Source organism: Psychrobacter sp. UBA6291, assembly GCF_002439405.1.
GTDB lineage: Bacteria > Pseudomonadota > Gammaproteobacteria > Pseudomonadales > Moraxellaceae > Psychrobacter > Psychrobacter faecalis.
Genome location: NZ_DJUD01000069.1, coordinates 23,633 through 49,340 on the forward strand (window position 1 = coordinate 23,633; position 25,708 = coordinate 49,340).

General features: G+C 44.1%; 25 protein-coding genes. 13 read left to right on the forward strand and 12 right to left on the reverse strand.

What is annotated here, in order from left to right; all coding sequences use genetic code 11:
• Positions 1 to 188 precede the first annotated feature (188 nt).
• From tusD to B3R91_RS11500, 4 genes are all read left to right on the forward strand, one after another.
• Entirely contained in the window at positions 189 to 656 is a 468-nt protein-coding gene (gene tusD, locus B3R91_RS11485; protein WP_286797725.1) for a sulfurtransferase complex subunit TusD, read from the forward strand.
• Positions 657 to 752: 96 nt separating this feature from the next.
• On the forward strand, positions 753 to 1,076 hold the full coding sequence (locus B3R91_RS11490) for a hypothetical protein (RefSeq protein ID WP_286797726.1): 324 nt from the start codon (positions 753 to 755) through the stop codon (positions 1,074 to 1,076).
• Between the two features lie 86 nt (positions 1,077 to 1,162).
• A complete protein-coding gene (locus B3R91_RS11495; RefSeq protein WP_286797727.1) occupies positions 1,163 to 1,516 on the forward strand; it encodes a hypothetical protein in 354 nt (117 codons plus the stop codon).
• Positions 1,513 to 1,869, forward strand: coding sequence for a TusE/DsrC/DsvC family sulfur relay protein (locus B3R91_RS11500; protein ID WP_414707570.1), 357 nt, complete (start codon positions 1,513 to 1,515; stop codon positions 1,867 to 1,869). Before B3R91_RS11495 ends, B3R91_RS11500 begins: the two co-directional genes overlap by 4 nt.
• Before the next feature lie 112 nt (positions 1,870 to 1,981).
• On the opposite strand, the gene B3R91_RS11505 is transcribed toward B3R91_RS11500, so the two are convergent.
• Complete coding sequence (locus tag B3R91_RS11505; protein WP_286797729.1) at positions 1,982 to 2,554, reverse strand: tRNA (cytidine(34)-2'-O)-methyltransferase; 573 nt, start codon at positions 2,552 to 2,554, stop codon at positions 1,982 to 1,984.
• A 255-nt stretch (positions 2,555 to 2,809) separates the two neighbouring features.
• On the opposite strand from B3R91_RS11505, the gene B3R91_RS11510 reads away from it, so the two are divergent.
• Positions 2,810 to 2,950, forward strand: a complete 141-nt coding sequence (locus tag B3R91_RS11510; RefSeq protein ID WP_144296920.1) for an entericidin A/B family lipoprotein — start codon at positions 2,810 to 2,812, stop codon at positions 2,948 to 2,950.
• Between the two features lie 64 nt (positions 2,951 to 3,014).
• Here the strand turns inward: B3R91_RS11510 and hemW are convergent, their stop codons facing one another.
• Entirely contained in the window at positions 3,015 to 4,337 is a 1,323-nt protein-coding gene (hemW, locus tag B3R91_RS11515) for a radical SAM family heme chaperone HemW (protein ID WP_286797731.1), read from the reverse strand.
• 284 nt (positions 4,338 to 4,621) lie between these two features.
• Between hemW and B3R91_RS11520 the strand changes: the two genes are divergently transcribed.
• The 4 genes from B3R91_RS11520 (at position 4,622) to accC (ending at position 9,002) form a co-directional block, all read left to right on the forward strand.
• Complete coding sequence (locus B3R91_RS11520) at positions 4,622 to 5,116, forward strand: EVE domain-containing protein (protein ID WP_286797732.1); 495 nt, start codon at positions 4,622 to 4,624, stop codon at positions 5,114 to 5,116.
• A 315-nt stretch (positions 5,117 to 5,431) separates the two neighbouring features.
• A complete protein-coding gene (locus B3R91_RS11525) occupies positions 5,432 to 6,799 on the forward strand; it encodes an MATE family efflux transporter (protein ID WP_191690966.1) in 1,368 nt (455 codons plus the stop codon).
• A 248-nt stretch (positions 6,800 to 7,047) separates the two neighbouring features.
• Positions 7,048 to 7,476, forward strand: a complete 429-nt coding sequence (gene accB, locus B3R91_RS11530) for an acetyl-CoA carboxylase biotin carboxyl carrier protein (protein ID WP_144296917.1) — start codon at positions 7,048 to 7,050, stop codon at positions 7,474 to 7,476.
• 158 nt (positions 7,477 to 7,634) lie between these two features.
• Positions 7,635 to 9,002 carry an acetyl-CoA carboxylase biotin carboxylase subunit gene (gene accC, locus B3R91_RS11535; protein ID WP_193030191.1) on the forward strand — a complete coding sequence of 456 codons (1,368 nt, stop codon included), beginning with the start codon at positions 7,635 to 7,637 and terminating at the stop codon, positions 9,000 to 9,002.
• Between the two features lie 103 nt (positions 9,003 to 9,105).
• Here the strand turns inward: accC and B3R91_RS11540 are convergent, their stop codons facing one another.
• Positions 9,106 to 9,717: a hypothetical protein gene (locus B3R91_RS11540; protein WP_144296915.1), complete on the reverse strand. Its 612-nt coding sequence runs from the start codon at positions 9,715 to 9,717 to the stop codon at positions 9,106 to 9,108.
• 287 nt (positions 9,718 to 10,004) lie between these two features.
• Positions 10,005 to 11,789, reverse strand: coding sequence for a 2-isopropylmalate synthase (gene leuA, locus B3R91_RS11545; protein WP_286797733.1), 1,785 nt, complete (start codon positions 11,787 to 11,789; stop codon positions 10,005 to 10,007).
• Between the two features lie 228 nt (positions 11,790 to 12,017).
• Between leuA and B3R91_RS11550 the strand changes: the two genes are divergently transcribed.
• Positions 12,018 to 12,506 (forward strand): Lrp/AsnC family transcriptional regulator, encoded by a 489-nt coding sequence (locus tag B3R91_RS11550; RefSeq protein WP_191690894.1) that lies wholly within the window; start codon positions 12,018 to 12,020, stop codon positions 12,504 to 12,506.
• On the opposite strand, the gene B3R91_RS11555 is transcribed toward B3R91_RS11550, so the two are convergent.
• From B3R91_RS11555 to B3R91_RS11575, 5 genes are all read right to left on the reverse strand, one after another.
• Positions 12,503 to 13,831 (reverse strand): YbfB/YjiJ family MFS transporter, encoded by a 1,329-nt coding sequence (locus tag B3R91_RS11555; protein ID WP_286797734.1) that lies wholly within the window; start codon positions 13,829 to 13,831, stop codon positions 12,503 to 12,505. The two genes, B3R91_RS11550 and B3R91_RS11555, sit on opposite strands and share 4 nt — an antisense overlap.
• Positions 13,832 to 13,950: 119 nt before the next feature.
• Positions 13,951 to 15,306, reverse strand: coding sequence for an ABC1 kinase family protein (locus B3R91_RS11560; protein WP_286797735.1), 1,356 nt, complete (start codon positions 15,304 to 15,306; stop codon positions 13,951 to 13,953).
• A gap of 67 nt (positions 15,307 to 15,373) precedes the next feature.
• Complete coding sequence (locus tag B3R91_RS11565; RefSeq protein WP_144296910.1) at positions 15,374 to 16,168, reverse strand: HesA/MoeB/ThiF family protein; 795 nt, start codon at positions 16,166 to 16,168, stop codon at positions 15,374 to 15,376.
• 102 nt (positions 16,169 to 16,270) lie between these two features.
• Positions 16,271 to 17,179: a peptide chain release factor N(5)-glutamine methyltransferase gene (prmC, locus tag B3R91_RS11570; protein WP_200661990.1), complete on the reverse strand. Its 909-nt coding sequence runs from the start codon at positions 17,177 to 17,179 to the stop codon at positions 16,271 to 16,273.
• A gap of 65 nt (positions 17,180 to 17,244) precedes the next feature.
• Complete coding sequence (locus B3R91_RS11575) at positions 17,245 to 19,158, reverse strand: AmpG family muropeptide MFS transporter (protein ID WP_286797736.1); 1,914 nt, start codon at positions 19,156 to 19,158, stop codon at positions 17,245 to 17,247.
• Between the two features lie 474 nt (positions 19,159 to 19,632).
• Here B3R91_RS11575 and B3R91_RS11580 point away from each other — a divergent pair, with 474 nt between their 5' ends.
• From B3R91_RS11580 to B3R91_RS11590, 3 genes are all read left to right on the forward strand, one after another.
• Positions 19,633 to 20,562 (forward strand): LysR substrate-binding domain-containing protein, encoded by a 930-nt coding sequence (locus B3R91_RS11580; RefSeq protein ID WP_191690903.1) that lies wholly within the window; start codon positions 19,633 to 19,635, stop codon positions 20,560 to 20,562.
• Positions 20,563 to 20,890: 328 nt separating this feature from the next.
• The gene (locus B3R91_RS11585) at positions 20,891 to 21,892 is read left to right on the forward strand and encodes an LLM class flavin-dependent oxidoreductase (RefSeq protein ID WP_349681544.1); all 1,002 of its coding nucleotides are present in this window, start codon (positions 20,891 to 20,893) and stop codon (positions 21,890 to 21,892) included.
• A 48-nt stretch (positions 21,893 to 21,940) separates the two neighbouring features.
• Positions 21,941 to 22,093, forward strand: a complete 153-nt coding sequence (locus B3R91_RS11590; RefSeq protein WP_156508559.1) for a hypothetical protein — start codon at positions 21,941 to 21,943, stop codon at positions 22,091 to 22,093.
• 119 nt (positions 22,094 to 22,212) lie between these two features.
• Here B3R91_RS11590 and B3R91_RS11595 read toward each other — a convergent pair whose 3' ends face one another.
• The 3 genes from B3R91_RS11595 to mnmG all read right to left on the reverse strand — a co-directional run bounded on the left by B3R91_RS11595 (position 22,213) and on the right by mnmG (position 25,687).
• Positions 22,213 to 23,172 (reverse strand): AEC family transporter, encoded by a 960-nt coding sequence (locus tag B3R91_RS11595; protein WP_068408685.1) that lies wholly within the window; start codon positions 23,170 to 23,172, stop codon positions 22,213 to 22,215.
• A 223-nt stretch (positions 23,173 to 23,395) separates the two neighbouring features.
• Positions 23,396 to 23,599, reverse strand: a complete 204-nt coding sequence (locus B3R91_RS11600) for a ChaB family protein (protein WP_191690910.1) — start codon at positions 23,597 to 23,599, stop codon at positions 23,396 to 23,398.
• A 192-nt stretch (positions 23,600 to 23,791) separates the two neighbouring features.
• Positions 23,792 to 25,687, reverse strand: a complete 1,896-nt coding sequence (gene mnmG, locus B3R91_RS11605; protein WP_286797739.1) for a tRNA uridine-5-carboxymethylaminomethyl(34) synthesis enzyme MnmG — start codon at positions 25,685 to 25,687, stop codon at positions 23,792 to 23,794.
• Positions 25,688 to 25,708 lie beyond the last annotated feature (21 nt).

The following is a 25,708-nucleotide window of genomic DNA, read 5'->3' on the forward strand; positions in this document are numbered from 1 at the left end:
ACAGCACTTTACTGATTAAGAACTGACGAACATAAGAAAGTTTTGCGAATAATGCTACAATAGCCAATACTTAAAAGGACTTAAAACCTAAACCTAGAAATCTTGAGTTTTAAACACTTTGGGTCTTAAAAATCTTGAGACGCTGTGTTTTTTCTTTATCCTCATTCATCATAAGTGACACTGCGATTATGACGACCACGACCCCGCTATTATTAATTACTGCTGATCCCAGCCATCCGCTGGCACATCTAGCGTTACGCTATGCGCGTACCTATCTCGCAAACACTGACACAAATAATAATGACACGAACAATAATAATGAGACCGATAGCAGCGATAACAGCGATAACAATGAAAACGTACCCGCGCCATTGCATGTTTTTTTCTATGCCGATGCCGCCAATACCGCCAATCGCTTGCGCTGGCAGTCAGCAGACCAGATGAATATCACTCAAGAATGGCAAAAGCTTGCGGCGCAATATCAATTAACGCTGCCCGTTTGCGTCAGTACGGCGCTTAGCCGCGGTATTTCAGATAGCGAAAATAGTACACGCCATCAATTAGATAGCGAAAATCTGGCCGCTGGTTTTAAGCTGGTAGGACTGAGTGAGCTTGCCATGATGATGCAAGGTAACTGTCGTTTACTGCAGCTTTAAACAGCGTTTTGCATGACAACTCACTGTCAAAACAGCCAACTTAACAATAACCAGATGAATAATAGTGGTTGGCGATAATCAGATTAGGAATACATCATGAAATTACTCATTCGCTTGCACACAGCTACCGAGATGGTAAGTTATGAAGGCTGCGCGCTGGCTTTAACGTTAGCGACTTTTGGTCATGAGGTGCAGCTGTATTTGGATGCGCCGGTCTTTGGTTTTTTAATGCAGCCTGAATCACGTTTGCATGGCATGATTCAGTCGCTTGAGTTATATGATATGCCAGCCGCTTGGTTACCGGACGATGTGTTTAGCGGTTGGATCGCGGGTATGTTACCGGCAGATTTGGCGACGCAGCTGACCTTGATACCAGAGGTGGTAAATTCGCAAAAATTTGACCAGATTTTGGTCTTTTAGTAGCAACTTTTTGGGCTAGGACGAATTTACATTGTTAATATTTATTTTAATATGACAATAAATACAGTAAGTAAGCGGACACGATTATGGCAACTTTATACCAATTACATAGCAGTATGGATACGCTCAGACGCAGCACAGAACAAATGACATCGACGTGGCGTGCGGGTGACAGCATTATATTACTGGGTACAACGGTCGCTTTTATTGACTGGTTTAATGCTTATTTGGAAGACCTTGAGGACATTGAAACAAAAGAGGTAGCGGCAATTTATGCCCTCGCTGAGGACGTAGCGCAGCTGAACGATAATACAGTAGCAAAGCTCAATTTATCCGCCAAATTAACGGCTATTTTGAGCGATGATGAGTGGGTCGCCTTAACTCAAAATACTTATGCGAATGGCGCTACCTTTGATAAAGTGGTAACAATTGCTCTATGATGAATTCTAAAGATGGTATTACACCTGCTGAGAAGATGACTGCAGTGGATTTAGACCAAGACGGGCATTTATGCGACCATACGATTTGGACGCCTGCGATTGCGCAGCAGCTCGCGAATACTCTAGATGTAACTTTAAATGCTGAACATTTAGCCATCTTACAGCAGGTACGCGCATTTTTTACCAAATTCAATCACGCGCCAGCGACCCGCCCGCTGATTAAATGGCTACAGCAAACCTTGCCTGAGCATGACATCAGCAATCAAAAGCTCCAGCAGTTATTTAATACGGGTTTGGTTGCCCGTCATGTCAACCGGCTTGCTGGCCTGCCAAAACCGCCAAATTGTTTATAAAAAACGTGGTTTATAAAAAAAGCAGCAAAAAAAGCGGTTAAAGAAAATTAAACAATAATTTTCTTTAACCGCTTTTTAACTTAACTACCCTACTAGCTTCTCTATCTCTTCTCTATTTTGGGTCATAAACGGTCAAGGTGTCATAACCGATACTGCGACCTTCATCGCCGTCAAATCCTTGCTGTCGCCAAACTTCATACAAGCATATTGCCACGCTATTAGAAAGATTTAAACTGCGCGAATCCGCAAGCATTGGTAAGCGTAGCCAGTTATCAGCGCCGATATCGGTACGGATATCCTCCGGCAGCCCTGCCGTTTCAGAACCAAAGACCAGCGCCACATGATGTGATGAGGGGCTATTAGACGCACTGCTATCTAAATGCTGAGTCGTTTGTCCGCTAAAATCATAGTCATAAAACGGTTTACTCAGCTTGGTCGTCAGTGCGGTGATAATCTCGCAACCAGCCGCTTGTAGCGCTTGCTTGGTCATTGCCCAATCGTCATGTACTTGCAGATGAGCGTATTCATGATAATCGAGACCTGCACGGCGTAGCTTCTTATCGTCGAGCTCAAACCCTAACGGCCTGACCAAATGTAGCTGCGCCCCACTATTGGCACATAAGCGGATAATATTGCCAGTATTGCTAGGCATCTTTGGCGCTACCAATACGATATGAATGGTCATACAAACTCCATAAATGATTTAAGCATTTTGTCTAAACGTATATAACAGACGTAATCAAAAGTTACAGTTTACTGCCAATAATTACATTTTGATACTGGGCACAGATTTTAACTTTGATTATCATGACCCTAATGGATAGCGAGATAATTTAAAAACATTGTCCTTGTATCCTGTAACCCCTCAGTGAAACTTATGTAAAACGCTAGGTTCCATTGTTATGACTTATAACACTCTATCTTTTTTGAGGAAAAAATTATGAAAAAATTAGTTATCGCTTCTTTGACTGCTATGTTTGTACTAACTGGTTGCAACACTTTTAAAGGTCTAGGCCAAGACGTATCAAGTGCCGGTGGCGCTGTAACTGGTACTGCACAAGAAGTACAAAACAAAATCTAAGCCTTTTTAGGCTTATATTAAAGAAGCTTATCATTTGGTAAGCTTCTTTTTTTGTCTGCACACTTTATAAAAATATTCTTAAGATCTGATTAAGATATCTTCTACCCAACGCCGTTGGCTGTAAGTGTTCATTATCATCTACTAAAAGCCCTTGTTTAATAAGTTGACTTACTTCTAGAGCAATATTGTCATAGCTCAGCCCTGTTCGAGCTTCAAACAAAGACCATGTCACGCCTTCATGCAAGCGTAGAGCATTGAGCATAAACTCACTGACCAGCTCATCACTCGCAATTGCCTGCCAGCCGACCATTTTTGGCGCGTCCTCTTTTTTTATATTATTCATCGTGTCGATATTAAAAGTCATATAGTCTTTTGGCATACGAGATTTGCTAAAGCGATAAATACCCGTCTCTGTTGATACCTTTTTCAATACCTCATCAGACACTCTATCAGCCGTTAATGTTTGATTTCCATATCTATCATCAATGGTGACTTTACCGTGCGCACCAGCACCAATCGCTAAATAATCACCAAATTGCCAATAATTGACGTTGTGACGGCAAGGTTTATCGGACGCACCTGCCCAGGCCGACACTTCATAGTTGTCATAGCCCAAATGCTCAAGCAATGTCTGCCCCGCTTGCTCAATATCTGCCAAACTATCTTCATCGGGTAAAATCGGCTGACTGCGATAAAACACCGTATTTGGCTCAATCGTTAGCTGATACCATGAAATATGAGTAGCACCTGCGTCATGTGCAATTTGAATGTCGTTCAGGGCTTCACTCATCGTTTGCTGCGGTAGCCCATGCATCAAATCGACGTTGACACGTTCAAATCCAGCGCGACGAGCGGCTTTAATAGCTGATAGTGCTTGGGCGGGATCGTGAATACGCCCCAGCGTGGTGAGCTGGCCAGCAGCAAAGCTTTGTACGCCAATCGACAAACGATTGATGCCTACGTCTAAATACTGTGCAAATGGTGCATGCTCAAGGGTGCCTGGATTGGCCTCCATCGTCACTTCAATGTCACCGGCAAACTGAAAAATCTCACGCAAACCGTTAAATAAACGCTGATACTGGGCAATGGGCAGTAGCGACGGTGTACCGCCACCGATAAATATTGAGCTGATTTCTCGTCCTTGGGTTAACGTTTGCTGTGACGCTGCATCAAGTAATAGCGTATCGACGTACTCATCGTACATAGATAGCTGACTGTCCATCGGCAGCTCATGCGAATTAAAATCACAATAAGGGCATTTTTTCACGCACCAAGGAATATGGATATAAAGTGATAACGGAATATCTTTCACTATAAGCGCACTTGTTTCATTACGACTATTAGCGTCAAGATGATTCGAAAAATGAGAGGATTTGATATTTGACATAAGCGGACTTATCTATAAAGGAGTAGCTGCGGTCGTCAGCAGAAAGTAGCGCTAGGATAACGGCTGGACGCGCTAAAGAAAAGCCTAATCAGCATAAATTGGCCATAAAAGTATTGGGAACAATCGGCGTTTATAGCAATGGCCGATAGTGGTAATGCTAGATAAGCTAGATGACTACAAAGAATGAAAATAAATATGGAATAAAAATAGATGATGAGCAGCTTTTAAAGCCATCACTATGAAACCATTATGATTACATTAATAATTTTACAAGGATAAAAACAATGGCATATTGGCTTATCAAATCTAATCCCCGCTGTTTTAATATAGAAGACTTACAACGTGCAGGCACGGAGATGTGGGATGGGGTACGTAATTATCGCGCCCGCAACTTTATGCGTGACGATATGAAAGTTGGTGACAAAGCATTTTTTTATCACTCTAGCGCCAAACCTTCTGGCGTCGCTGGTATCGTGACTATCAGTAAAGCTGGTTATCCCGACCCCACCCAGTTTCACCCCGAACATCGCCATTATGATCCTAAAGCAACTGAAGATGAGCCGCGCTGGTACATGGTAGATGTGACTTTTGAGCAGGCTTTTACGGATATACTGCCATTAGCGCAGCTTAAATTTTTGCCGGCGCTTGAGGATTCTTTATTGCTAAGAAAAGGCTGTGAGCAGCTGACCATTTTGCCGCTTGAACCCAAGCATTGGAACACGATTATGGATATGGCAGGAGAGCTGAATCTGTTGCCAAATTCGCCTAGCGCCATTTAACCATAACGTAGGACTGGTAAATCATTAAAATTTGAAAAATACCAATCCTAATGCGAATTTAACAAAACTTTCTTATCTTGACCTCTCAATTCTACTTACGGATTGACGGGTCATTTTTCATTTTAGTCTTAACTGTTTAATTTTTTACTTTATCGGCATGTTGTTATTAATAATCATTAAAAATGGACTTGCTCATATTATTTATCGGAGTATTATCGTCGCACCAATCCTATTTCACTGTTTCGCTATTAACTTGTTGATGGCAGCATTTGCTCATCCACAATAATTACTGCAAAGAATAAAAAGTTGCTCATTATGGTTTTCCCATTGTCCTTTAGAGATTTTAAAAGTTACAGCTTACGCTTAGGCGTACTCGCCCTCCCCATCTTAATTACCCAGTTTTGCCAAGCAGCGCTTGGTGTCGTCGATGCCATTATGGCCGGTAAAGTCTCCGCCCTTGATTTGGCAGCCGTGGCCGTCGGCTCCGGTATTTGGCTACCACTGTTTTTATTGGCGACCGGTATTTTGATTGCCACCACGCCGCTTATCGGCGAAGCCATCGGCCAAAACAATCATAGCCAAGTGCCGCATATTACCCAGCAATCGTTATGGACGGCCGGCGTCATTGGTATTCTCGGCTTCATCATTGTCAATCTAGCGCCCAATATACTTGGGGTGATGGGCGTGCCTGAAAACATCCAACCCATCGCTGCGCAATATTTACATGGGGTATCGTTCGGTTTTCCGGCAATCGCGGTCTATGCCGTGCTGCGCAGTTATTGTGAGGCGCTCGGCCGACCTGAGCCGGTGACGGTTATTAGTATCATCGGGCTGCTTGCCGATATTCCGCTTAACTATATTTTTATCCATGGTTTATTTGGTATGCCCGAAATGGGCGGCGCTGGTTGCGGGGTAGCAACGGCCATCGTACTTTGGATTAATGTCCTATTACTAGCGACATATACCAGCTTTACCAAGCGTCAACAGTTTGCCAGTACGCGCTTCTTTTATGCTTTTGCCAGCCCTAACCGCACGCAAATTAAAAAACTATTAAAACTTGGCATTCCGATTGGTATTTCTATCTTTTTTGAAGCCAGCTTATTTAGTTTAGGGGCGCTAGTTATCAGTCCGCTCGGTGAGATTGCGACCGCTTCGCATCAAGTGGCACTTTCGGTGACCTCGCAGCTGTTTATGATTCCCATATCAGTTGCGATGGCGCTAACCATTATGATTTCTAACCGCTTTGGTGAAAAAAATCTGATGGCGCTGCGTCAAGTGTTAACTACAGGGCTTGTATGGACGGTTATCATTGCGCTGACGTCTATGCTCGGCGTTTGGTTATTTAGGCCGCAATTGGCGGCGGCATTCACCGATAATCCTGTGGTACGCGCGCAAGCCATGCACTTACTCATTTTTGCCCTCGCTTATCAATTATTTGATGGCTGGCAAGTCAATGTCGCTGGTATATTACGCGGTATGCAAGATACCACTGTGCCGATGTGGGTGACGCTATTTTGTTATTGGTTGGTTGCTTTACCGCTTGGCGTTTATCTCGTGCGCTTCACCGACGTTGGCGCACAGGGTTTTTGGATGGCGCTCATCACTGGGTTATTCTTATCGTCTATATTATTAAGTCTGCGTCTGCGCTATCAGCAAAAACGCTTGACAACATTATGGGCTTGATGCGGTCGCTTGGTTCAAACGTAGCGTCTAGTAACCATGACTGGCGCTACCTTGTGACATCGACTATGATAAATCATTGAATATTTCTTACGCTTAAGCACGCTTACGTCATAATATGTAAAAAAACTCAGTTAACAACTGTACATTGATTGCTCATTGGCGTGAATACAGGTATCATTAGCAATTACCAATACAATATTTAGTTACACTATTTTTTCTAGAAATTAGTACAAGGCAAAATTAAAATTATGGATATTGAAAAAATACGCACCCTGATCGCACTCATGGAAGAAAGTGAACTGGTTAATTTAGAAATCAGCTCAGATGACGAACACATCAGTTTGACTCGTCACTATGATGCGCCAGCACCGACGATGATGGCTGCGCCTGCCGCAGGTGCTGCACCTGTCGCTGCCGCCGCAAAAGCCGCTGTCAAAGCTGGCAGCGTTGAAACCTCGCCGATGGTGGGTGTTTATTATTCAGCGCCAAGTCCTAATGACCCGCCATTTGTAAAGGTCGGTCAAAAAGTGCAAGCAGGCGATACGCTTGGTATCATCGAAGCCATGAAAATCATGAATCCTCTTGAAGCGACTCAAAGCGGCGTCATTGATGAAATCTTAGTGGATAATTCTGAAGTGGTACAGTTTGGTCAGCCAGTCATACGCTATAAAGCGTAACGCTATCTACCAACCTTTACTTTGTAATGATTGAGACCTCGTTATTATTCATCGACATCAGCGCTCAATTTGTCTAAATTTGATGTAGCGCCGTTTGCTGTTACGATGTCCAAAATAGCGAGGCTATCAATGACTGCCGCTTCGACAAGGATGACCCCATGATAAAAAAACTGCTCATCGCCAATAGAGGTGAGATTGCCCTACGTATCGTTCGAGCTTGCAAGGCGCTTGGCATAGAGACCGTCGGCGTCTATTCAACGGCGGATGCCAATTTAATGCACCTACGCTTTGTTGATGAAGCAATCTGTATTGGCAAACCCAATGCCAACCAAAGCTATCTCGATATTAGCACCATTTTGACCGCCGCTGAAATCACTGGCGCTGATGCCATTCACCCTGGTTATGGTTTTTTGGCAGAAAATGCTGAGTTTGCTGAACGCGTCGAAGAAGCTGGCTTAACCTTTGTCGGTCCCAATGCTGACCACATTCGCTTAATGGGCAATAAAGTATCAGCCATTAATGCCATGAAAAAAGCAGGCGTACCAACAGTTCCTGGTTCAGTGGGTGCCGTCACTTTGCATAACGCTGAAGAGCAAGCGCGCAATATCGGCTTTCCGCTTTTGATTAAAGCTGCTTCTGGTGGCGGTGGCCGCGGTATGCGCGTTGTTGAACGTTTTGATGAGCTTATCGGCCAAGTACAAGCCGCCAAGCAAGAGGCTGAGCTATGGTTTGGTGATGATACCGTTTATATGGAGCGTTATCTCCAAAATCCGCGCCACGTAGAAGTACAGGTACTGGGCGATGGTAATGGCAATGCCATTCATCTGTATGACCGCGATTGTTCATTACAACGTCGTCACCAAAAAGTCTTAGAAGAAGCACCTGCCCCAGATATCCCTGACGATGTGCGTCAGCCTATTTTAGATGCTTGCGTCAAAGCTTGCGAGCTGGTCAAATATCGCGGCGCGGGTACGTTTGAGTTTTTATTTGAAAATAATGAATACTTTTTTATTGAGATGAATACCCGCGTGCAGGTTGAACATCCAGTCACTGAGATGATTACGGGTATCGATGTCGTCGTTGAACAGCTTAAAATCGCGGCTGGCTACGGTTTATCGTATCGTCAGAGCGAGATTGAAATTCAAGGGCACGCCATAGAGTGTCGTATCAATGCCGAAGATCCAGCGACCTTTATGCCTTGCCCAGGTACGGTCAATCAGTTGTTTGCCCCAAGTGGCGCGGGCGTGCGTTTTGACTCGCACCTCTACCCAGGTTATGAGATTCCAAGCTATTATGATTCCTTGATTGGCAAGCTGATCTGTCACGGTCAAACACGTCAGCAAGCGATATCTAAAACCCTGCATGCGCTTGACGAATTGGTGATTGAAGGTATCAAAACCAATATATCCTTGCATCGTGATGTTATTTTAGCGGATGATAAATTTGTTAATGAAGCGCAAAACATTCACTACCTAGAAAGAGAATTATTAACATCTAATAAAGATAAAGCTGATTCTGCTTCTTAGTTAGTCTTAGTCTTTTTGTTTAAGCAGAAATTAAAAAAACCGCTACCTAAAAGATAGCGGTTTTTTTATATGTCTAAATTTTATAAATAATGCCAAAAAAGTACTAAGGTAATATTCTGGTGAAATTCATAAAGCATTCTGTACCCTCAGGATCGGCGCACCACTGCATTTTATTGCCTTCATGGTTCAAAAACGCTATTAATGCCTCGCCAGTTTGATCTACCTGATTGCCCGAGCAATCGACTTCGTTATTATCATAAACCGTTTTTAGCGCAATAATAGGTAAGCCTTCATCACGATGGGTGACTAAGTAGCGCCCGTAGGTCCACTCTTTACCACTAACTGCCCACATTTCATTATCGGCAGCAAAGTTATAAATCTCTCGACATTGAGTAGACTTAGCGGTTAACAGGTTTTTACTGCTAGTTGGCTGCACCTTGACGATACGCTTTTCATTTTGGGTCAACACGCCACCCTCAGCGCCAGTGCCTACTTTTGGTTCATCAATTTTGCCCAGCTCCATCTTTGACGCCGCTTGCTTAGCTTGCGCTTCTTTGGTCATCGTAATACCACTGTCTAAATCTATCTCCCACTGTCCGGCAATAGCGGGACTGATATGGGTGGTAACGGTAGGTTTGCTAACCGCTTCACCGTTCACTGGCAGTGACGCTAAAATAGAAGCCAATGAAAATGAAGCAAAAGATATAGGTTCCATAATTAACCTTTTTTAATATTATAATAATAAATAAGACGTACATTAGCGTAAGTCTTAGACACCGAAAACACAAGTAACATTATGCTATTAGTCGTACGACTTTGACCAACCCTGACCTCAACGTAAACCTTCATCAATAAATTCATGCCCAATATTGTTTTTAAAACTCACCTACCAAATATTAAGTGTATACACACAAAAATAACGCCATGGCTAATTTGCAAAAGCCATGGCGTTATAGATTAACATCGTAAATCGAACTATTTTATTATCGGCTAAAGGCGATATTAAGCAGCAACTGGACTAGCCGCTTGAGCAAAAGCAGATAACGCCCCTTTAAGCATCGCTGATACCGTGCTACTACAAGTGCCGATGCCTGAGTAAACATCACCGTCGACATTTAGTTGAATGTAAGCTGCGGCATTGGCGTTGGTTTTATTGTCATTGTTGGTATCATCATCGATACCATCACCGCTGTTGTGCTGCGGATTAATCGCGTGTTCAGCGTAGTTGATAACCTGGATAGATTTACCCGTGTGCTGCGCAAGCCCATCAATAAACGATGACAAAGGACCATTACCGGTTCCGTCAATAGTAATGGTGTCGCCATTCATCTGTACTTGACCGTTAAAGTAGACCTCGCCGCCCTTGTTATTGACACTATAATCTAGAAGCTCGAAGCTGCCTTGCTGCAAATATGTCTCTTCAAAGGCTTGTAAGATTTCATCGTTTTGCAATTCACGAGCCGCGCTTTCCGCTTGTTTTTGGACCACGCCGCTAAAGTCAATTTGCATCCAGCGCGGTAAATTAAAGCCATAATTGCGCTGTAAGATATAAGCAACGCCGCCTTTACCAGATTGGCTATTGATACGGACCACATCTTGATAGCTGCGACCGATGTGCGCCGGATCAATCGGCAGATAAGCAACGTCCCAAACGTTATTGGTTTCATCTTGATGTTTTTCATTGTAATCAAGAGATTTTTTAATCGCATCTTGATGCGAGCCACTAAAGGCGGTAAACACAAGCTCACCAACGTACGGATGGCGCGGATGTAGGGGCAAGTTATTACACTCGCTCACCACTTGTACAATCTCGCTCATATTACTAAAATCAAGCTCGGGGTCAATACCTTGACTAAACAAGTTCATCGCCATCACCATGATATCCATATTACCCGTACGCTCGCCATTGCCAAGCAAAGTGCCCTCGATACGATCGGCACCAGCAAGCACGCCAAGCTCGGCAGCAGCTACCGCACAGCCACGGTCGTTATGTGTATGTAAGCTTACCGTGACATGCTCACGCTTGGCAATATGACGACAAAAATACTCAACTTGGTCGGCAAATACGTTTGGCGTTGATGCTTCAACCGTCGCCGGCAAGTTTAAAATCACTTCTTGGCCGTTTTCAGGCTGCCAAACCTCACACACCGCGTCACAGACTTCGACCGCATATTCAGTTTCCGTTTGGCTAAAGCTTTCAGGCGAATACTGAAATACCCATTCTGTTTCAGGATATTTGGCTGCGTATTCAACCAATAAATTAGCGCCAGTAATGGCTATTTCTTTAATTTCTGCTTTATCCTTAGCGTATACTTTTTCGCGTTGTACGCGGCTGGTTGAGTTATAAACGTGGACGATAGCACGCTTCGCGCCTTTTAATGACTCAAAAGTACGGGCAATCAAATGCTCACGCGCCTGCACCAATACTTGCAAGGTCACATCGTGAGGGACATGATTTTCTTCAATCAACTTGCGAGCAAAATCAAACTCTACTTGCGCCGCCGACGGAAAACCAATTTCAATCTCTTTAAAACCCACATCGACCAAGGTTTTAAAAAAGCGCATTTTTTGTTCAATGGTCATCGGATCAATCAGCGCCTGATTGCCATCACGCAGGTCCACGCTTGCCCAAATTGGTGATTTCCCAATCGTCTTGCTCGGCCATGTACGATCTGCTAGCACAGGAGCAAACGCAAATGGACGATATTTACGGAAATCAAAAGCGGCATTTTTTGGGGTGACTTTTGCAGGCGCGCGGTCTGCATTGCGTGTTGCTTGATTAGGCATAATCAATCCTTAGATAACATAAAGAGCTGAGTTGAAGTATAGGTTTTAACTGGGCAACTAATGACCAAGCACTCTTTATCATACGAGATAATAAAAGTTTATGCCATTATAATAACAAAGTTTTTGTACTAGAAATCAGCTTTATTTAGCTACTATTTATAATATTTTAGTGAAATAAACCACTATCTCACCTATAATTAGATTATTTCACTAGATAGACGATATTCGATGTTAAATAATCATACGAACAGTGTTTTACCTATAGATATTGATGCTACCGACAAACAGTTATTACGCTTACTACAAACCCAAGCACGTATGAGTATTACCGAGCTTGCCGAAAGGGTTAACTTATCGGCGACCCCTTGCGCGCGCCGTATCAAACGCTTGGAAGAAGCAGGTATTATCACCGGCTACCATACCCAGACCGATGCGCAAAAGCTTGGCTATCCTTTAGCCGTTTTTATTGCGATTAGTATGGATCGCCATACTGCAGATCGCTTTGAGCTTTTTGAAGAGAAAATCCAAAGTTTTGAGGAAGTGGTGAGCTGTAGTATCGTCACCGGTCGCACTGAAGACTACTTAATCAAAGTACGGGTGCGTGATATGGCGCATTATGAAGAATTTTTATTGCATAGGCTCAATCGCATCGAAGGTGTGGCACAAGTGCATACCAGTTTTGAGCTACGAGAAGTCTTTAGCCGTAGCGTGGTTTAGTTTGACTGCTTTTGAGTTTGCCGCTGAAAACAGAAGACTAAAACCAATCCCACTAATAAACCGCTAGCCGCGACCAATAAACCCGCGTTAAAATTATCTTGTTTCCCTGCCAGCGCCACCGTGACCAACGGTCCTATGAACTGCCCTATGGCATAAGCCAAAGTTGCCAGTCCAATCAACAAATTTGAGTAAGCGGGATTGATGTTTTTAATCAAATTAAGCGTCATTGACACCATACCGACAAAGGTCAAACCTAAAATCACCGCATTACCGTACAAGCCAACGGCGCCATCAAACCATAGCGGCAAACACATGCCAAATGCTTGCAACAACGTCAACCCCATCAAGGTTTTACTTTCGCCAATACGCTTGGCAAGCGCGCCCCAAATAGGGTTTGACAACATGGCAAAGATACCAACCACTAGCCATATCAGTAGCCCTGCATAGCTTTGTGCCGTCAGGCGCTGCGTTGCCATGACTGGCAAAAAAGTCGCCGACGTAATATAACCAAACCCCGCCAGCACATAACTTGCCGACAGTAATGCAATCGCCTTGCTATGACCAGCGGCCGCTTCATATAACGAACGTTTAAAATTACGATAAGCTTGCGGTACAGATAGGCGTTGATTGCTGCGGTTTAATTCGGCAGGCTTCGATTTGAGAGCCTTTTGCTGAAAGGATTGTAAATTAGAGGACGTAGATTGAGATGAGTGTGAAGCGGACGAAATCAAGCTTTGCGGTCTGATAGCATAAAGTAGCCATAATAACGGCAGACTGATAATTCCTGCTACCAGCCAAATGATATCAAAATGATAACCGAGCGCTAATAGCCACCATGTCAAGACGGCAGAGGCACTAATACCGACGCCAATCCCCGCATAATGTAAGGCTGAAAGTACCGAGCGGCGCTCATCACTAAAGCTTTGAATCACCAGCGATGAGCTTAAAATCATGGCCACCCCGCTGGCGATACCCGATAGTAGCCGAATGACATACCAGCTATTTAATGACAGATTTGGCACCACCAATAGCATGGTGGTCACGATGCTGACGGCTGTCCATGTTATGAGCATTTGCCATGTCAAACGCTGAGGCACAAACATCGCAATCAGCGCCCCAATAAAATAACCACTATAATTGACCGAAGCCAGCCAACCTGCAATGACCGTCGATAACGATAATTGCGTCATGATATCAGGTAAGGTGGCGGTAAATAAAAAGCGCCCAAACCCCATCACTACTGCCAGACAATACAACCCTATGCAAGCAATCGCCGTTTGATGGGTAATAATAGTAGCAGCACGGCTTTTAAGAGCAGTCATCATGACAGAGCCATTTTGTGGCAAAACGCCCACAATCCTTTGTGTTAAAAAAAGCCATACCTAACCAATTAAAAATAGAAAAACGTCTCAATACAACACTTACTGCTATCAGGTGCTTACTACTAAGAAATATTGCGAATTGGATTGCTTGCTTGTTCAGCTGCTTCCGTCTGCCCTAGCATTTGCACGCGCTGATCGCTAAACATATCCATGTCAGGGGCAAGCGTGCGCATAAAGCGATCAAAATAGAGCATTTGCTTGGTCAATAAGGCAAAGTCGCGTGGGAAATGAATGCCATGACGCTTGCCGACCTCAACAATCTCTAGCATCATTTTATTTAATTCATCAGCTTGCTCTTTACTATTAAAAGGCACACCGCTGGTAAAGGCTTTGTCTTCTGCCATAATGGTTTTCATCATACGCTGCAAATCATTGCCCAATGCCGCGACCTCAACTTGATTGCCGCCATGGGTCATCTCCATATCAATCATATGGCGCGCCATGGCTTGATAATCACTGTCTTGCATTGCCTGCATCATACCCATACAGGCGCGCCAGCTTTCCGCTTTTAATTTACCAACGATACCGAAGTCTAAGAAACCAATACGCCCATCGGTTAATAGCATCAAGTTACCCGCGTGCAAATCTGCATGGAAGCTATTACAGAGCATCAAACTGGCAAACCAAGTATTAAGGGTATCTGCCATCACTTGCGCCGGATCATTACAATACTGACGCATGGCGGCTTCATCTACCATAGAAACGCCGTATAAGCGGCTCATAGTCAGCACGCGCTTGGTGGTCAGCTCCTCATAGACAGTTGGCGCAACGACGCGTGTATTTCCTGATATCGCTAAAAATTGCTGAAAATCGCGGATATTTTGCGCCTCAGCGATAAAATCGGTTTCGGCCAGCATCCGCAGACGAATCTCATCGATGATTGGCGCAATACTGGCAAAGCGCATTGAAGGCATTAGGAGCTCAACCAATTTAGTCACGCCATGTAAGACGCCCAAATCCGTTTGCATAATGGTTTCAACGCCAGGTTTTTGTACCTTTAACACCACTTCATCACCATTATGCAATCGCGCGGCATGCACTTGGGCAATAGACGCTGAAGCGAGTGGTTTTTCGTCGATATAGGCAAAAATCTCTTCAAGCGTCAGGCCAGTGGCGGCCAGCTCTTCTTTTAATACCTGTTCGATATAAGTGTAGGATAATGGCGTCGTTTGATCCAAACAGCTTTGGAATGCTTGAACATATTCACGCGGGAATAATGACGGCGTACTGGCGATAAACTGCCCGATTTTAATGTAAGTCGTACCTAATTGTTCAAAGGTTTCCTTTAGCAGCATGGCATCAGGTTTTTCACCCTTTGCAATTCTAAGCGCTGACAAACCAGCAACGCTTGCAGTTTGGCGAACACGATTAACGACATTAAAGGTATGCTTTAATAAATGCGGGCGATGAATTTTCATAAGAAACAACTATGGTAATAAAAAGGAGATTATGAGGATACAGAGACTGAAAATGGTTAAGTATTTGCTAATGTTTGGCACAAATCGGACAATGCACATCTTTGCGATAGCCCATCAGTCGTTGCTGCATCTGGCTACCATCCCATATTAACAGCTTATTTGTCAGTGGATTTTTGGTTAATCCTAGATATTGTAGCGCTGCATTGGCTTGCAAGTTACCCATAATAGCGGGCGTGGTGGCGAGTACCCCTGAATTGGCACAAGTACGTTCATCCGCCGCTGCATCGTCTGTTACCGAACCAAAGACGCAATGATAGCAGCCGGTATTTAAGTGCGGCTCATATAGTGCCAATTGTCCTTGCATGGCTATCGCTGAGGCGGATAATAACGGAATCTGGTAACGCACACTAATGCGGTTGATGATATCGCGAGTGGCAAAATTATCCGTGCAGTCTAAAAGTAAGTCAGGCTTACCAGATGCCATCTCAAGCAGCTCATAAGCATTGTCTTCACTCAATCTGGCCACTGTCCCACGCGCCCTAACCAAAGGGTTAATTTTGGTCAGCATATGAGCTGCCGTGAGCGCCTTAGGTTTGCCGATATCTTCAGGTAAAAATAGCGTTTGGCGTTGTAGATTACTGGCTTCAATCACATCATCATCAATCAGCTGCACTTGCCCAAGCCCTGCCCGCACTAACATCTCAGAAGCAGGACAACCGAGACCGCCCGCCCCAATCATCACGACTCGCGAGGCTTTCAAACGTAGCTGCGCATCGATATCCCAGCCATCAAGCAAAATCTGCCGCGCATAACGCAGCAGTTCTGCATCTGTTAGCTGCCCTGTTTCTTTGGAGTGCGTCATACTTTCTACCACTATTTTTTACCACAAGTTATAAGCAAAATATCTATTATTGAAAACCTATTCTTAAAGACTCACCTTTAAAAACTTACTCTTAAAAACCAATTATAACAGCTGACCTAAAGTCACCCTGTCATTACCGCCAAAGTCTTGCACAGTATGAACAGACTCAAAGCGATTGTCCAAAAATAGCTGACTAACTTTCGCACCTTGATCAAAACCATGCTCAATTGCTAAAAGCCCAGCTGCATTCAAGTATTGCGGTGCCTGCTTAACAATAAGCGCTATATCGGCAAGTCCATGATTGGGGGCGCTTAAGGCGCTAATCGGCTCGGCGACCAGTCTTGCTAAATGCTCATCTTCTTCATCGATATACGGCGGGTTGGATACAATCACATCAAATAATGGCTCATCCTGAACAGACAGCGCCTCATACCAACTGCTTTGGATAAACTTAATATCAGCAGCCACCTCATTTACCATTGCATTATGCCTAGCCACTTTTAACGCCTCTAGCGATAAATCAACGGCAACCACTTGCCATCTCTCAGCCTTATTGTTTGGCTGACGCTTATTTAACTCATGCGCGAGGCTAATCGCTATACAGCCTGAGCCAGTGCCCAAATCTAAGAGGCGCTTTGGTTTATTATCGTCATCGTTGCGGTTTGGTTGAGCGTTTATCCAAGCTAAAACTTGTTCAATCAGTACCTCAGTATCGGGTCTCGGTATCAATGTATGCTCATTGACTGTAAAATTCAGCGACCAAAATTCTTGCTGTCCCGTTAAATACGCCAAGGGCGTGCCCTGCTGCATCTTAGTCACACCCGCATAAAATTGCGTAAGCTCGCTATCGGTCAGTTGATAGTTTTCATCCGTGATTAAAAAAGAGCTTGGCTGCTCAATGACAAACAACAGCCAATCCGTGAGCCAAAACGAGGGCAAATGACTATTTTCACTATCGTTTAGCCACTGCTGAATTTGTTGTTTTATTTGACCAATGGTAGCTGCTGTCATAGATAACTCGTAAAGTCACTGTTTATTGAATAAGCCTGTTGAACTTGCTATATGTCATGCATTAACTACTCTGAGGCGCGGGGCGGCTCTTTGGTATCCGTTAGGTTTGGATTGGCTTTGGCTAACTTATCGCCAATACCGCTGCCGCCTTCACTATCGCCATTATTGTCATAAATATCGTCGTTATCACCAATAACGATATGTTTATCGACAAAGTAAATCAGCGCTAAAATTGGAATACCAATCGCAAAGGTAAAAATAAAGAAGAACGGATAGCCCATACTATCAACGATAGAGCCTGAATAACCACCCATGACTTTAGGAATAAGCGTCATTAATGAAGAAAAAATAGCGTATTGTACCGCGGTAAAACGGATAGAAGTCAATGCCGATAAGAAAGCAATAAATACGGCGCTAGCAAGACCAGCGGCTAAGTTATCAAAAATCACCGCCATATACATAATTGGCAAGCTGCCAGGATTATAAGTCAGCACCACAAATAATAAATTGGTCGCACAAGCTAGAATGGCGCCAATCATCATGGCGTGCATGATACGAAAACGCTGCGCCAATAGCCCGCCTAAGAAACCGCCAGCAATCGCCATAATGACGCCAACCAGTTTGACCGCATTGGCAATATCGGTTTTACTAAAGCCCATGTCTTGATAAAAGACGTTTGATATCACCCCTGCCACAATGTCTGAGATACGGTACAAACCAATCAAGGCCAATAACAATAACGCCTTTTTACCATAGCGTCTAAAGAAATCTAAGATAGGCTCAATCCAGGTCGCCATCGCAATTTCTTTTTTCACTAAACCAACTTTAACCAAGGCATAACCCGCTGCCAGCGCTACGGCTAAGCTTGTCAGCAAATGCAGCGTCTCACTGATAAAGCTGACAAACACGCCATCAAACTCTGGCAATCCTTGTCCTATCAAAACATAGGCGGCGATAAATGCGACGACGGCAAACACAAACAATAAAACCAATCTGACATAGTCTTCGCGGGTTTCTGCCACCAATGGCGCTTTATTGATAATTTTAGGTTGATTAATCATAAAATAAAGCAGCAGCAATGGCGCACAAGCAACCAATACTAAAAAGTAGAACTTAATGCTCGGCATGGCTATCAGCGGTATCAGCGCAATGCTACTATCAAAAACTTTATTAATCAGAATATTGACAAGATATATGGCGCTAAACAACAACGCTGGTATTAATAGTAACGCTGAGTAAATCAAGAAAATTTTGAGGTTATTTCTTTGTTTATTATTTTGCAGAATCTCGGCGGTTGGCTCATAACTGGCAAAGGTGGTCAATATGCCTAAAGTCATGACTCCGGCCATAATATAATAGGTATTACGCCACGCTTCATAACTATAAAAGCTTTCCGTCGAACCAAAATAATCTGCTAAATACAGCGCACCTGCCCCAGCGACAATCATACCAATGCGGTAACCTGACACATAAATAGAGGACAAAATAGACTGCATCGATGGCGGTGCCAGCTCAATGCGGTAAGCATCAATAACGATATCTTGGGTAGCGGAAGAAAAGCCCAGCAAAACCGCCGCACCCGCCATATAAACCAAAACGTCTTCACTAATAGGATTGACCGTCGCCATCAAAAAAATAGCCAATACAATCAGCAGCTGCGATACCACCATCCAGCTACGGCGGCGACCCAACCATTTGGTCAAAAAAGGCACTGGCAGCGCGTCGATTAATGGCGCCCAAATAAACTTAAATGAGTATCCCAATGCTGCCCAACTGAACATAGTGACGACACCGCGGTCAATGCCTGCTTCTCTTAGCCATAACGACAGACTGGAAAAAATCAGCAAAATAGGAATACCGGCCGAAAACCCTAAAAACAGCATGATAATAACGCGCGAATCTAGATAAGCCTTGGCGGCTTCTGCCCATGATTTTTTGGCAATCGGTTGTTCAGGCGTTACAGGTTGGACAGCAGACATAATCACTCACCAAAAATTGAGATAAAAAACACAACTGCGCACAATTTTTATCAATCATTTCTCAGTAATACGGATAAAAAAGATCGATAAAAATTGCTCAGCGTTGTATAAAAACCATCGTTAGCACAAAATTGAATTATGGTACTTGAGAACGCTAACCTTGACTAGATGTTTTTGCATTAACTTAATAACCATAGCATTTGGCAACATATTTTATTTCTTTATGGTAACGTCGTGTATCAGTAGCTCACCCAAACATTAAAACACTCTTTCTTTCGTTGTCTATTGCTCCAAGCACCTATTGTCAATTTAAGAAAAATAAATTACTATATATTCCAAATTAGTATAAATTCATAGCCATTTATTATATACGAGAATAATAACTTTGATTTACACTAGCGACTTATTGAATGCTTGTAGTTTTTTATTTTTATATACAGACGAGGTTTGTATATTTATACATAGGGTTAAATGATGGCAATCGACGTAGTGGTCAATCAGCGGCATCTACAAATCCAGCTCAAACAGTTGGAAACAGTGTGGCATACGGTAATCAATGGCTATAATTTAAGTCAAGCGGCCACCGTGCTGCATACCAGTCAATCGAGTCTATCAAAGCATATCGCGGCACTTGAGAACCAGCTCAAAACCGAAGTGTTCGTGCGCCAAGGCAAACGTCTAACAGGACTGACGACCATGGGTACAGCGCTGATGCCGCATATCGAATCTATCTTTGCTGAAATCCGGACCATTGAAAACCTCAGTTTGGATTTTAATAACCCCAATATTGGCACACTGACCATTGCGACCACCCATACGCAAGCGCGTTATGTATTGCCAAGAGTGGTCAAAGAATTTAAAGATCGTTTTCCCAAGGTCAATTTAATCCTGCAACAAGCAGATCCCGAAACCATCGCGCAGATGGTTATTCGTGGGCAGGCAGATATTGGCATTGCGACCGAATCCTTGTTGCACAATGATTATCTACGCTGCTACCGTTATTACGACTGGACGCATCGGGTTATTGTACCGAGCGACCATGAGCTGGCGGGTTTAGAATCGATTGATTTGCCAACCCTTGCCAGCTACCCGATTGTCACTTATCACGGCGGCTTTACGGGACGCGGCGCGATTGACAAAACCTTTAGCGACGCAGGACTTGAGCCTGATATTGTACTCGCAGCTCTTGATGCCGACGTGATTAGCACTTATGTTGGATTAGGATTGGGCATTGGTATTATCGCTGAAATGGCATTTGAGCCAAGCCATTATCATAATTTAACCGCCATTCCTGTCGATCATTTTGGACGTTTTACCAGTTGGATGGCGGTACGTGATGATGCAGAAATCCGTCAATACGGACGCGCCTTTATGGAACTATGCCAAAAGCAATTTAGTCAGTAGTTATTAACTGAGCCAGTAGCTTTTTAAAGAGTAGCTTTTTAAAACTCAGCACTTAGGCAATGAATAATAACTTCAAGCATTCTGCTTAATCATGATTTCTTTGATAAATACAAACGGCACCGTTCTCAATAGATAGCGGTGCTTTTTTGCTCTTATATACGCCGCAAATTATTATGATTTGTTACTATCTTAAGTGCTGACCTTTATATTCTCTATAACTGCCCCATCATATGAGCTATTGAATCATCAGCCTGCTTTTTATTCCTGATATTTAAAAACTAACTATAAAAACGTCGTTGCAAGGCGACCGCATAAAAATAGGTGAATCATGAGCAACACAATTCCATTATCATTTTTAGACTTAGCACCCGTTCCCGAAGGCAAAACCATTGCTGAAGGCATTGCCCAAACCGTTGCTATCGCGCAGCAAGCAGAAAAATCTGGCTTCAACCGCTATTGGATGGCCGAGCATCACAATATGCCGGGTATCGCTAGTGCGGCGACGTCGGTGCTGTTATCGCACATCGGTAGCCAAACCAAGCGCATACGCATCGGGGCTGGTGGCGTCATGCTGCCCAACCATGCACCGCTTATCATTGCTGAGCAGTTTGGTACCTTACAGGCGTTATACGGTGACCGTATCGATTTAGGTTTAGGCCGCGCGCCAGGTACCGATGGTGCAACATTTCAGGCGCTGCGCCGTCAAATGCAAGATGCCGATCGTTTCCCGCAAGACGTCCAAGAGCTTATGTATTTCTTAGGTGATGGCACCGATGACAGTCCTGTCCAATCATTCCCAGGGGCGAAATCTAATATTCCTATTTGGATACTGGGCTCGTCTCTTTTTGGCGCCACTCTAGCAGCGCATTTAGGCCTACCCTATGTGTTTGCCTCGCATTTTGCGCCGCAGATGATGGCACAAGCAATTAATGCCTATCGCGAACAGTTTAAACCATCGGCGCATCTAGATAAGCCTTATGTGATGCTGGCGGCTAACCTGCTACTGGCTGACGACGACGCAACGGCGCGTTATCACTTTACTTCAGCGCAGCAAAGCTTTGTCCGCTTGCGCCGCGGTGAGCGTGGACAAATGCCAATGCCAACTCATGATATGGATAGCATCTGGAGCCCGGCGGAAAAAATGACGGTAGACAACGCTTTATCGGTGTCATTTGTTGGTTCTGTCGAAACGGTCAAACCAAAACTGGCAGAATTTATCGCAAAGTATCAACCAGATGAGCTGATTGTCACTGCCAACGTTTACGATCAAGCAGCGCGTCTGCGTTCACTTGAACTTACATCTGAGTTAAACTTGTTTACTTTACAATAACCTGCGCCGCTTGCATAATTATTGATAAACCTTAAGGAGATTATGGTCATGGAACCTTCTGCCTTTATCGGCTCATCAATATTTTTATATATCGTCGCTTTTATTGTGGTCTTGATTATTGGCGGTTATTTGACGTATCGTGTTAGCCCTAAACGCAAACATCGCCGCGTGAATAAGCATGATAAAGACAATATGAGATAACGACAATAAATGTTAAAAGTCCCCTTTTCCAATTGGAAAAGGGGACTTTTTTATAACGACTGTTTTTATTTTTATTAAAAGCGAAAGCATTTCTCATATACCTAACATTATTATCGATGCTATATCCACCCTAATCCGCGTAATATCGCCGCGCCAATCGCCATACCAAACATTGCCACCACGGTGGTAAATGCTAAAATATTGGCCGCCAATATATCATTACCGCCCATGGCTTTCGCCATCACATAACTGGCCGCCGCTGTCGGTGACGCCACCATCAAAAACAGCACGCCCATATGCACGCCTGATAAGCCAAAACCCAATCCGACTGCAATAGCGATTATAGGCGCAATCACAATACGTCCAATACTGGCTTGCATGGATAAACCTGACGGATGCAACATCGACTTTAAATCGATACTTGCACCCGCGCAAATCAGTGCCAACGGCAATGCCACCGCAGCTAGTAAATCGCCAGTGGTATGAATGACGCCGCTAATAGGCGGCAGCGGCAGGGCTTTATAAGCAAAAGCTGCGACCAAGGCGATAATTAACGGATTGGTAAACAGTTTTTTGACAATCATTATGCTGCGACTGATCCACGTATCGTCCGCGCTTTTAGACACCCGGCTTAAGGTAATGACCGCTAAGATATTAAATAATATCGTCACCACCCCCATATAGACGGCACCAATACTTAAACCCTGCTCGCCGTAGGCATTAGCGACGGTTGCCAGACCGATAATCGCCATATTACTGCGAAAGATACCTTGTACAAACACCCCTTGGTCGGCAGGCTTATCGACAAAAGCCTTGGCATAAATTTCTGCGCCTATAAACAAAATAAAGGTCACGACAATACCAGCAATGATTAAAGTCATTTGTTTGGCATAATCGACCTCACTATCAACCACGCTAAAAAACAGTAAGCACGGCAAGCAGTAATTAAAGACAAAGCTGGATGCTTGATCGATAAAAGCTTGGCTTGCCTCGCCGCGCCTTTGCATAAAAAAACCCAACCCCATCAAAACAAGGTTGGGCAATACAATAGTGATAGCAAAAATAATAGCAGCGGTCATAAATAAGCTCAGGTTATGAATATATCCAAAGCTATATTGTTAAATAAACAGCAATGGTGAGTAGGTATTTTAAAATGGGTTAGCTTGGATAACGGAAAGCTATTTTATTATAGTGTATATAACGCCGCTATTGCTGATTTGAATACGAGGGCGTGTTCTCAATTCAATCGATATATATCTAAATGGGCTAAAAATGGTTAAAATTTTAAAATGAAAACACGCCCTAATCAGACTTTTTCACCCACTTGCCGTCCGAGTTTTTCTCATAACTGTTTTCGACAGCGGCCCATGCGGTAGCAAACCAGCGTGATTCATCGTCATATTGTTTACTGGCGCTATTGAATGCGGCCAAAAAGATTTCTTGCGCGTGCTTAGGCAGATTACCTTTTACCGAATCGGGCAGTTCAGATAATTTATCGTAAGGCATATCATTACTCCTTGCTAATTATTTTTCTTTTATCCTACTCTTAAACGAGCACGTCTTAAATTATCAAGTTTTAAATCAGGAAACTGTTTTGAAATTGTTAAGGTATTTGCCATAAAGAAGCCCGTAACGCTTTGTCATTACGGGCTTCTTTTATAAACACAGTTTAAAGCTTTAAGATTTGCTAAACCATTATTATGAGTTTAACGCTGCTTGGGCTTTTTTCTGCTTCTTGACGGTCATCGCCAATAGCTGAATGGCGGCAGGCGTGACCCCGCTGATGCGTACCGCTTGGGCAAGCGTGGCAGGACGAATTTGCGCCAGCTTTTGCACAATCTCATTGGACAATCCCGACACCACACTATAATCAAAATCCATTGGCAAGGCAGTATTTTCCAAACGCTTCATCTGATCGATATCTTCTTGCTGACGGTCAATGTAGCCGGCGTATTTAACAGAAATCTCAATCTGCTCACCGACTTGGCTATCAACCTCTGAACCAGTAATCGCCGCGATATCAGTAAAATGTATTTGCGGACGTTTTAATAAATCATACGCAGTCGATTCTTTAGACAGCACCTCGCCTGTCTGCGCCGTGACTTGCTGACCTAAAGCATTAGCAGGAGTTGCCCAAATGTCTTTAAGACGCGAGGTTTCGGTAGCAATGGCTTCCATTTTTTCTTGATAGGCTTGCCAGCGTACGTCATCTACCAAACCAAGCTTGCGACCAGTCTCAGTCAAACGCTGATCAGCATTGTCTTCACGCAGTAGCAAACGATATTCGGCGCGGCTGGTAAACATACGATATGGCTCAGTGGTACCATGCGTAATCAAATCATCGACCAGTACGCCAAGATAGGCTTCATCGCGGCGCGGCGTCCAAATATCAAATTCACTGTTTTCACAGGTGACCAATGCCGCATTGGTGCCGGCTAATAAACCTTGGACGCCCGCCTCTTCGTAGCCTGTTGTACCATTGATTTGACCGGCAAAGTATAAGCGGTCGATTGACTTGGTCTCAAGCGTTGGTTTTAGGTTCTGCGGATCAAAATAATCATACTCAATCGCATAGCCGGGACGAGTGACGTGTGCGTTCTCAAGACCCTTCATACTATGGATAAAGTCTAATTGCACATCAAACGGCAAGCTGGTTGAGATACCGTTTGGATATAGCTCATGTGTAGTCAAACCTTCGGGCTCAATAAAGATTTGATGGCTGTCTTTATCGGCAAAACGGTGAATCTTGTCTTCAATTGATGGACAATAACGCGGCCCAACGCCTTCGATTTTGCCTGAGAACATCGGTGAGCGGTCTAGGTTTTCACGGATAATGTCATGGGTGCGCGCATTGGTATGGGTGATATAGCAATTGACCTGTTCAGGATGCATGGACACATCGCCCATATAGCTCATCACCGGCAGCGGTGTATCGCCTGGCTGCACTGTCATCACGCTAAAGTCAACGCTACGCGCATCAATACGTGCTGGCGTCCCGGTCTTCAAGCGACCCACCGGTAATTTCAATTCACGTAAACGATCTGCAAGCTTGATAGAAGGCTGATCTCCTGCGCGTCCACCTTTTGAATTTTCCAAACCAATATGAATGACACCGCCTAAAAACGTTCCTGAAGTCAGCACCACAGTTTGGGTGTTAAAAACAATCCCCGTTGCCGTCACAACAGCGGTCGCGCGACCATTTTCGACTAAGATATCATCTGCTGCTTGTTGGAATATATCAAGATTTGGCTGATTCTCTAACGTATGACGAATGGCGGCTTTATAAAGAATGCGATCCGCTTGCGCACGCGTGGCACGCACGGCAGCACCTTTACGACTATTAAGCACTCGAAACTGGATACCAGATTTGTCAGTCGCCAGTGCCATCGCACCGCCAAGCGCATCAATCTCACGTACCAAATGCGACTTACCAATACCACCAATCGCAGGGTTACAGCTCATCTGCCCTAGCGTTTCAATGTTATGCGTCAAGAGTAACGTTTGCGCACCCATACGTGCGGCCGCCAAAGCTGCTTCTGTGCCAGCATGACCGCCGCCGATCACTACCACGTCGTAATTTTTTGGGTATTGCATGTATGCCTCACTTGACTCTCG

Excerpts from the sequence above, each read along its gene's own strand:
- B3R91_RS11510 (WP_144296920.1), top strand. The coding sequence starts at position 2,810 with ATGAAAAAATTAGTTATCGCTTCTTTGACTGCTATGTTTGTACTAACT.
- B3R91_RS11585 (WP_349681544.1), top strand. The coding sequence starts at position 20,891 with ATGAGCAACACAATTCCATTATCATTTTTAGACTTAGCACCCGTTCCC.
- B3R91_RS11575 (WP_286797736.1), bottom strand. The coding sequence starts at position 19,158 with ATGTCTGCTGTCCAACCTGTAACGCCTGAACAACCGATTGCCAAAAAA.
- B3R91_RS11505 (WP_286797729.1), bottom strand. The coding sequence starts at position 2,554 with ATGACCATTCATATCGTATTGGTAGCGCCAAAGATGCCTAGCAATACT.
- B3R91_RS11540 (WP_144296915.1), bottom strand. The coding sequence starts at position 9,717 with ATGGAACCTATATCTTTTGCTTCATTTTCATTGGCTTCTATTTTAGCG.
- B3R91_RS11520 (WP_286797732.1), top strand. The coding sequence starts at position 4,622 with ATGGCATATTGGCTTATCAAATCTAATCCCCGCTGTTTTAATATAGAA.
- B3R91_RS11490 (WP_286797726.1), top strand. The coding sequence starts at position 753 with ATGAAATTACTCATTCGCTTGCACACAGCTACCGAGATGGTAAGTTAT.
- B3R91_RS11600 (WP_191690910.1), bottom strand. The coding sequence starts at position 23,599 with ATGCCTTACGATAAATTATCTGAACTGCCCGATTCGGTAAAAGGTAAT.
- B3R91_RS11500 (WP_414707570.1), top strand. The coding sequence starts at position 1,513 with ATGATGAATTCTAAAGATGGTATTACACCTGCTGAGAAGATGACTGCA.
- B3R91_RS11560 (WP_286797735.1), bottom strand. The coding sequence starts at position 15,306 with ATGAAAATTCATCGCCCGCATTTATTAAAGCATACCTTTAATGTCGTT.
- hemW (WP_286797731.1), bottom strand. The coding sequence starts at position 4,337 with ATGTCAAATATCAAATCCTCTCATTTTTCGAATCATCTTGACGCTAAT.
- prmC (WP_200661990.1), bottom strand. The coding sequence starts at position 17,179 with ATGACAGCAGCTACCATTGGTCAAATAAAACAACAAATTCAGCAGTGG.
- B3R91_RS11555 (WP_286797734.1), bottom strand. The coding sequence starts at position 13,831 with ATGATGACTGCTCTTAAAAGCCGTGCTGCTACTATTATTACCCATCAA.
- tusD (WP_286797725.1), top strand. The coding sequence starts at position 189 with ATGACGACCACGACCCCGCTATTATTAATTACTGCTGATCCCAGCCAT.
- B3R91_RS11595 (WP_068408685.1), bottom strand. The coding sequence starts at position 23,172 with ATGACCGCTGCTATTATTTTTGCTATCACTATTGTATTGCCCAACCTT.
- B3R91_RS11590 (WP_156508559.1), top strand. The coding sequence starts at position 21,941 with ATGGAACCTTCTGCCTTTATCGGCTCATCAATATTTTTATATATCGTC.
- B3R91_RS11550 (WP_191690894.1), top strand. The coding sequence starts at position 12,018 with ATGTTAAATAATCATACGAACAGTGTTTTACCTATAGATATTGATGCT.
- leuA (WP_286797733.1), bottom strand. The coding sequence starts at position 11,789 with ATGCCTAATCAAGCAACACGCAATGCAGACCGCGCGCCTGCAAAAGTC.
- B3R91_RS11565 (WP_144296910.1), bottom strand. The coding sequence starts at position 16,168 with ATGACGCACTCCAAAGAAACAGGGCAGCTAACAGATGCAGAACTGCTG.
- mnmG (WP_286797739.1), bottom strand. The coding sequence starts at position 25,687 with ATGCAATACCCAAAAAATTACGACGTGGTAGTGATCGGCGGCGGTCAT.
- accC (WP_193030191.1), top strand. The coding sequence starts at position 7,635 with ATGATAAAAAAACTGCTCATCGCCAATAGAGGTGAGATTGCCCTACGT.
- B3R91_RS11495 (WP_286797727.1), top strand. The coding sequence starts at position 1,163 with ATGGCAACTTTATACCAATTACATAGCAGTATGGATACGCTCAGACGC.
- B3R91_RS11525 (WP_191690966.1), top strand. The coding sequence starts at position 5,432 with ATGGTTTTCCCATTGTCCTTTAGAGATTTTAAAAGTTACAGCTTACGC.
- accB (WP_144296917.1), top strand. The coding sequence starts at position 7,048 with ATGGATATTGAAAAAATACGCACCCTGATCGCACTCATGGAAGAAAGT.
- B3R91_RS11580 (WP_191690903.1), top strand. The coding sequence starts at position 19,633 with ATGGCAATCGACGTAGTGGTCAATCAGCGGCATCTACAAATCCAGCTC.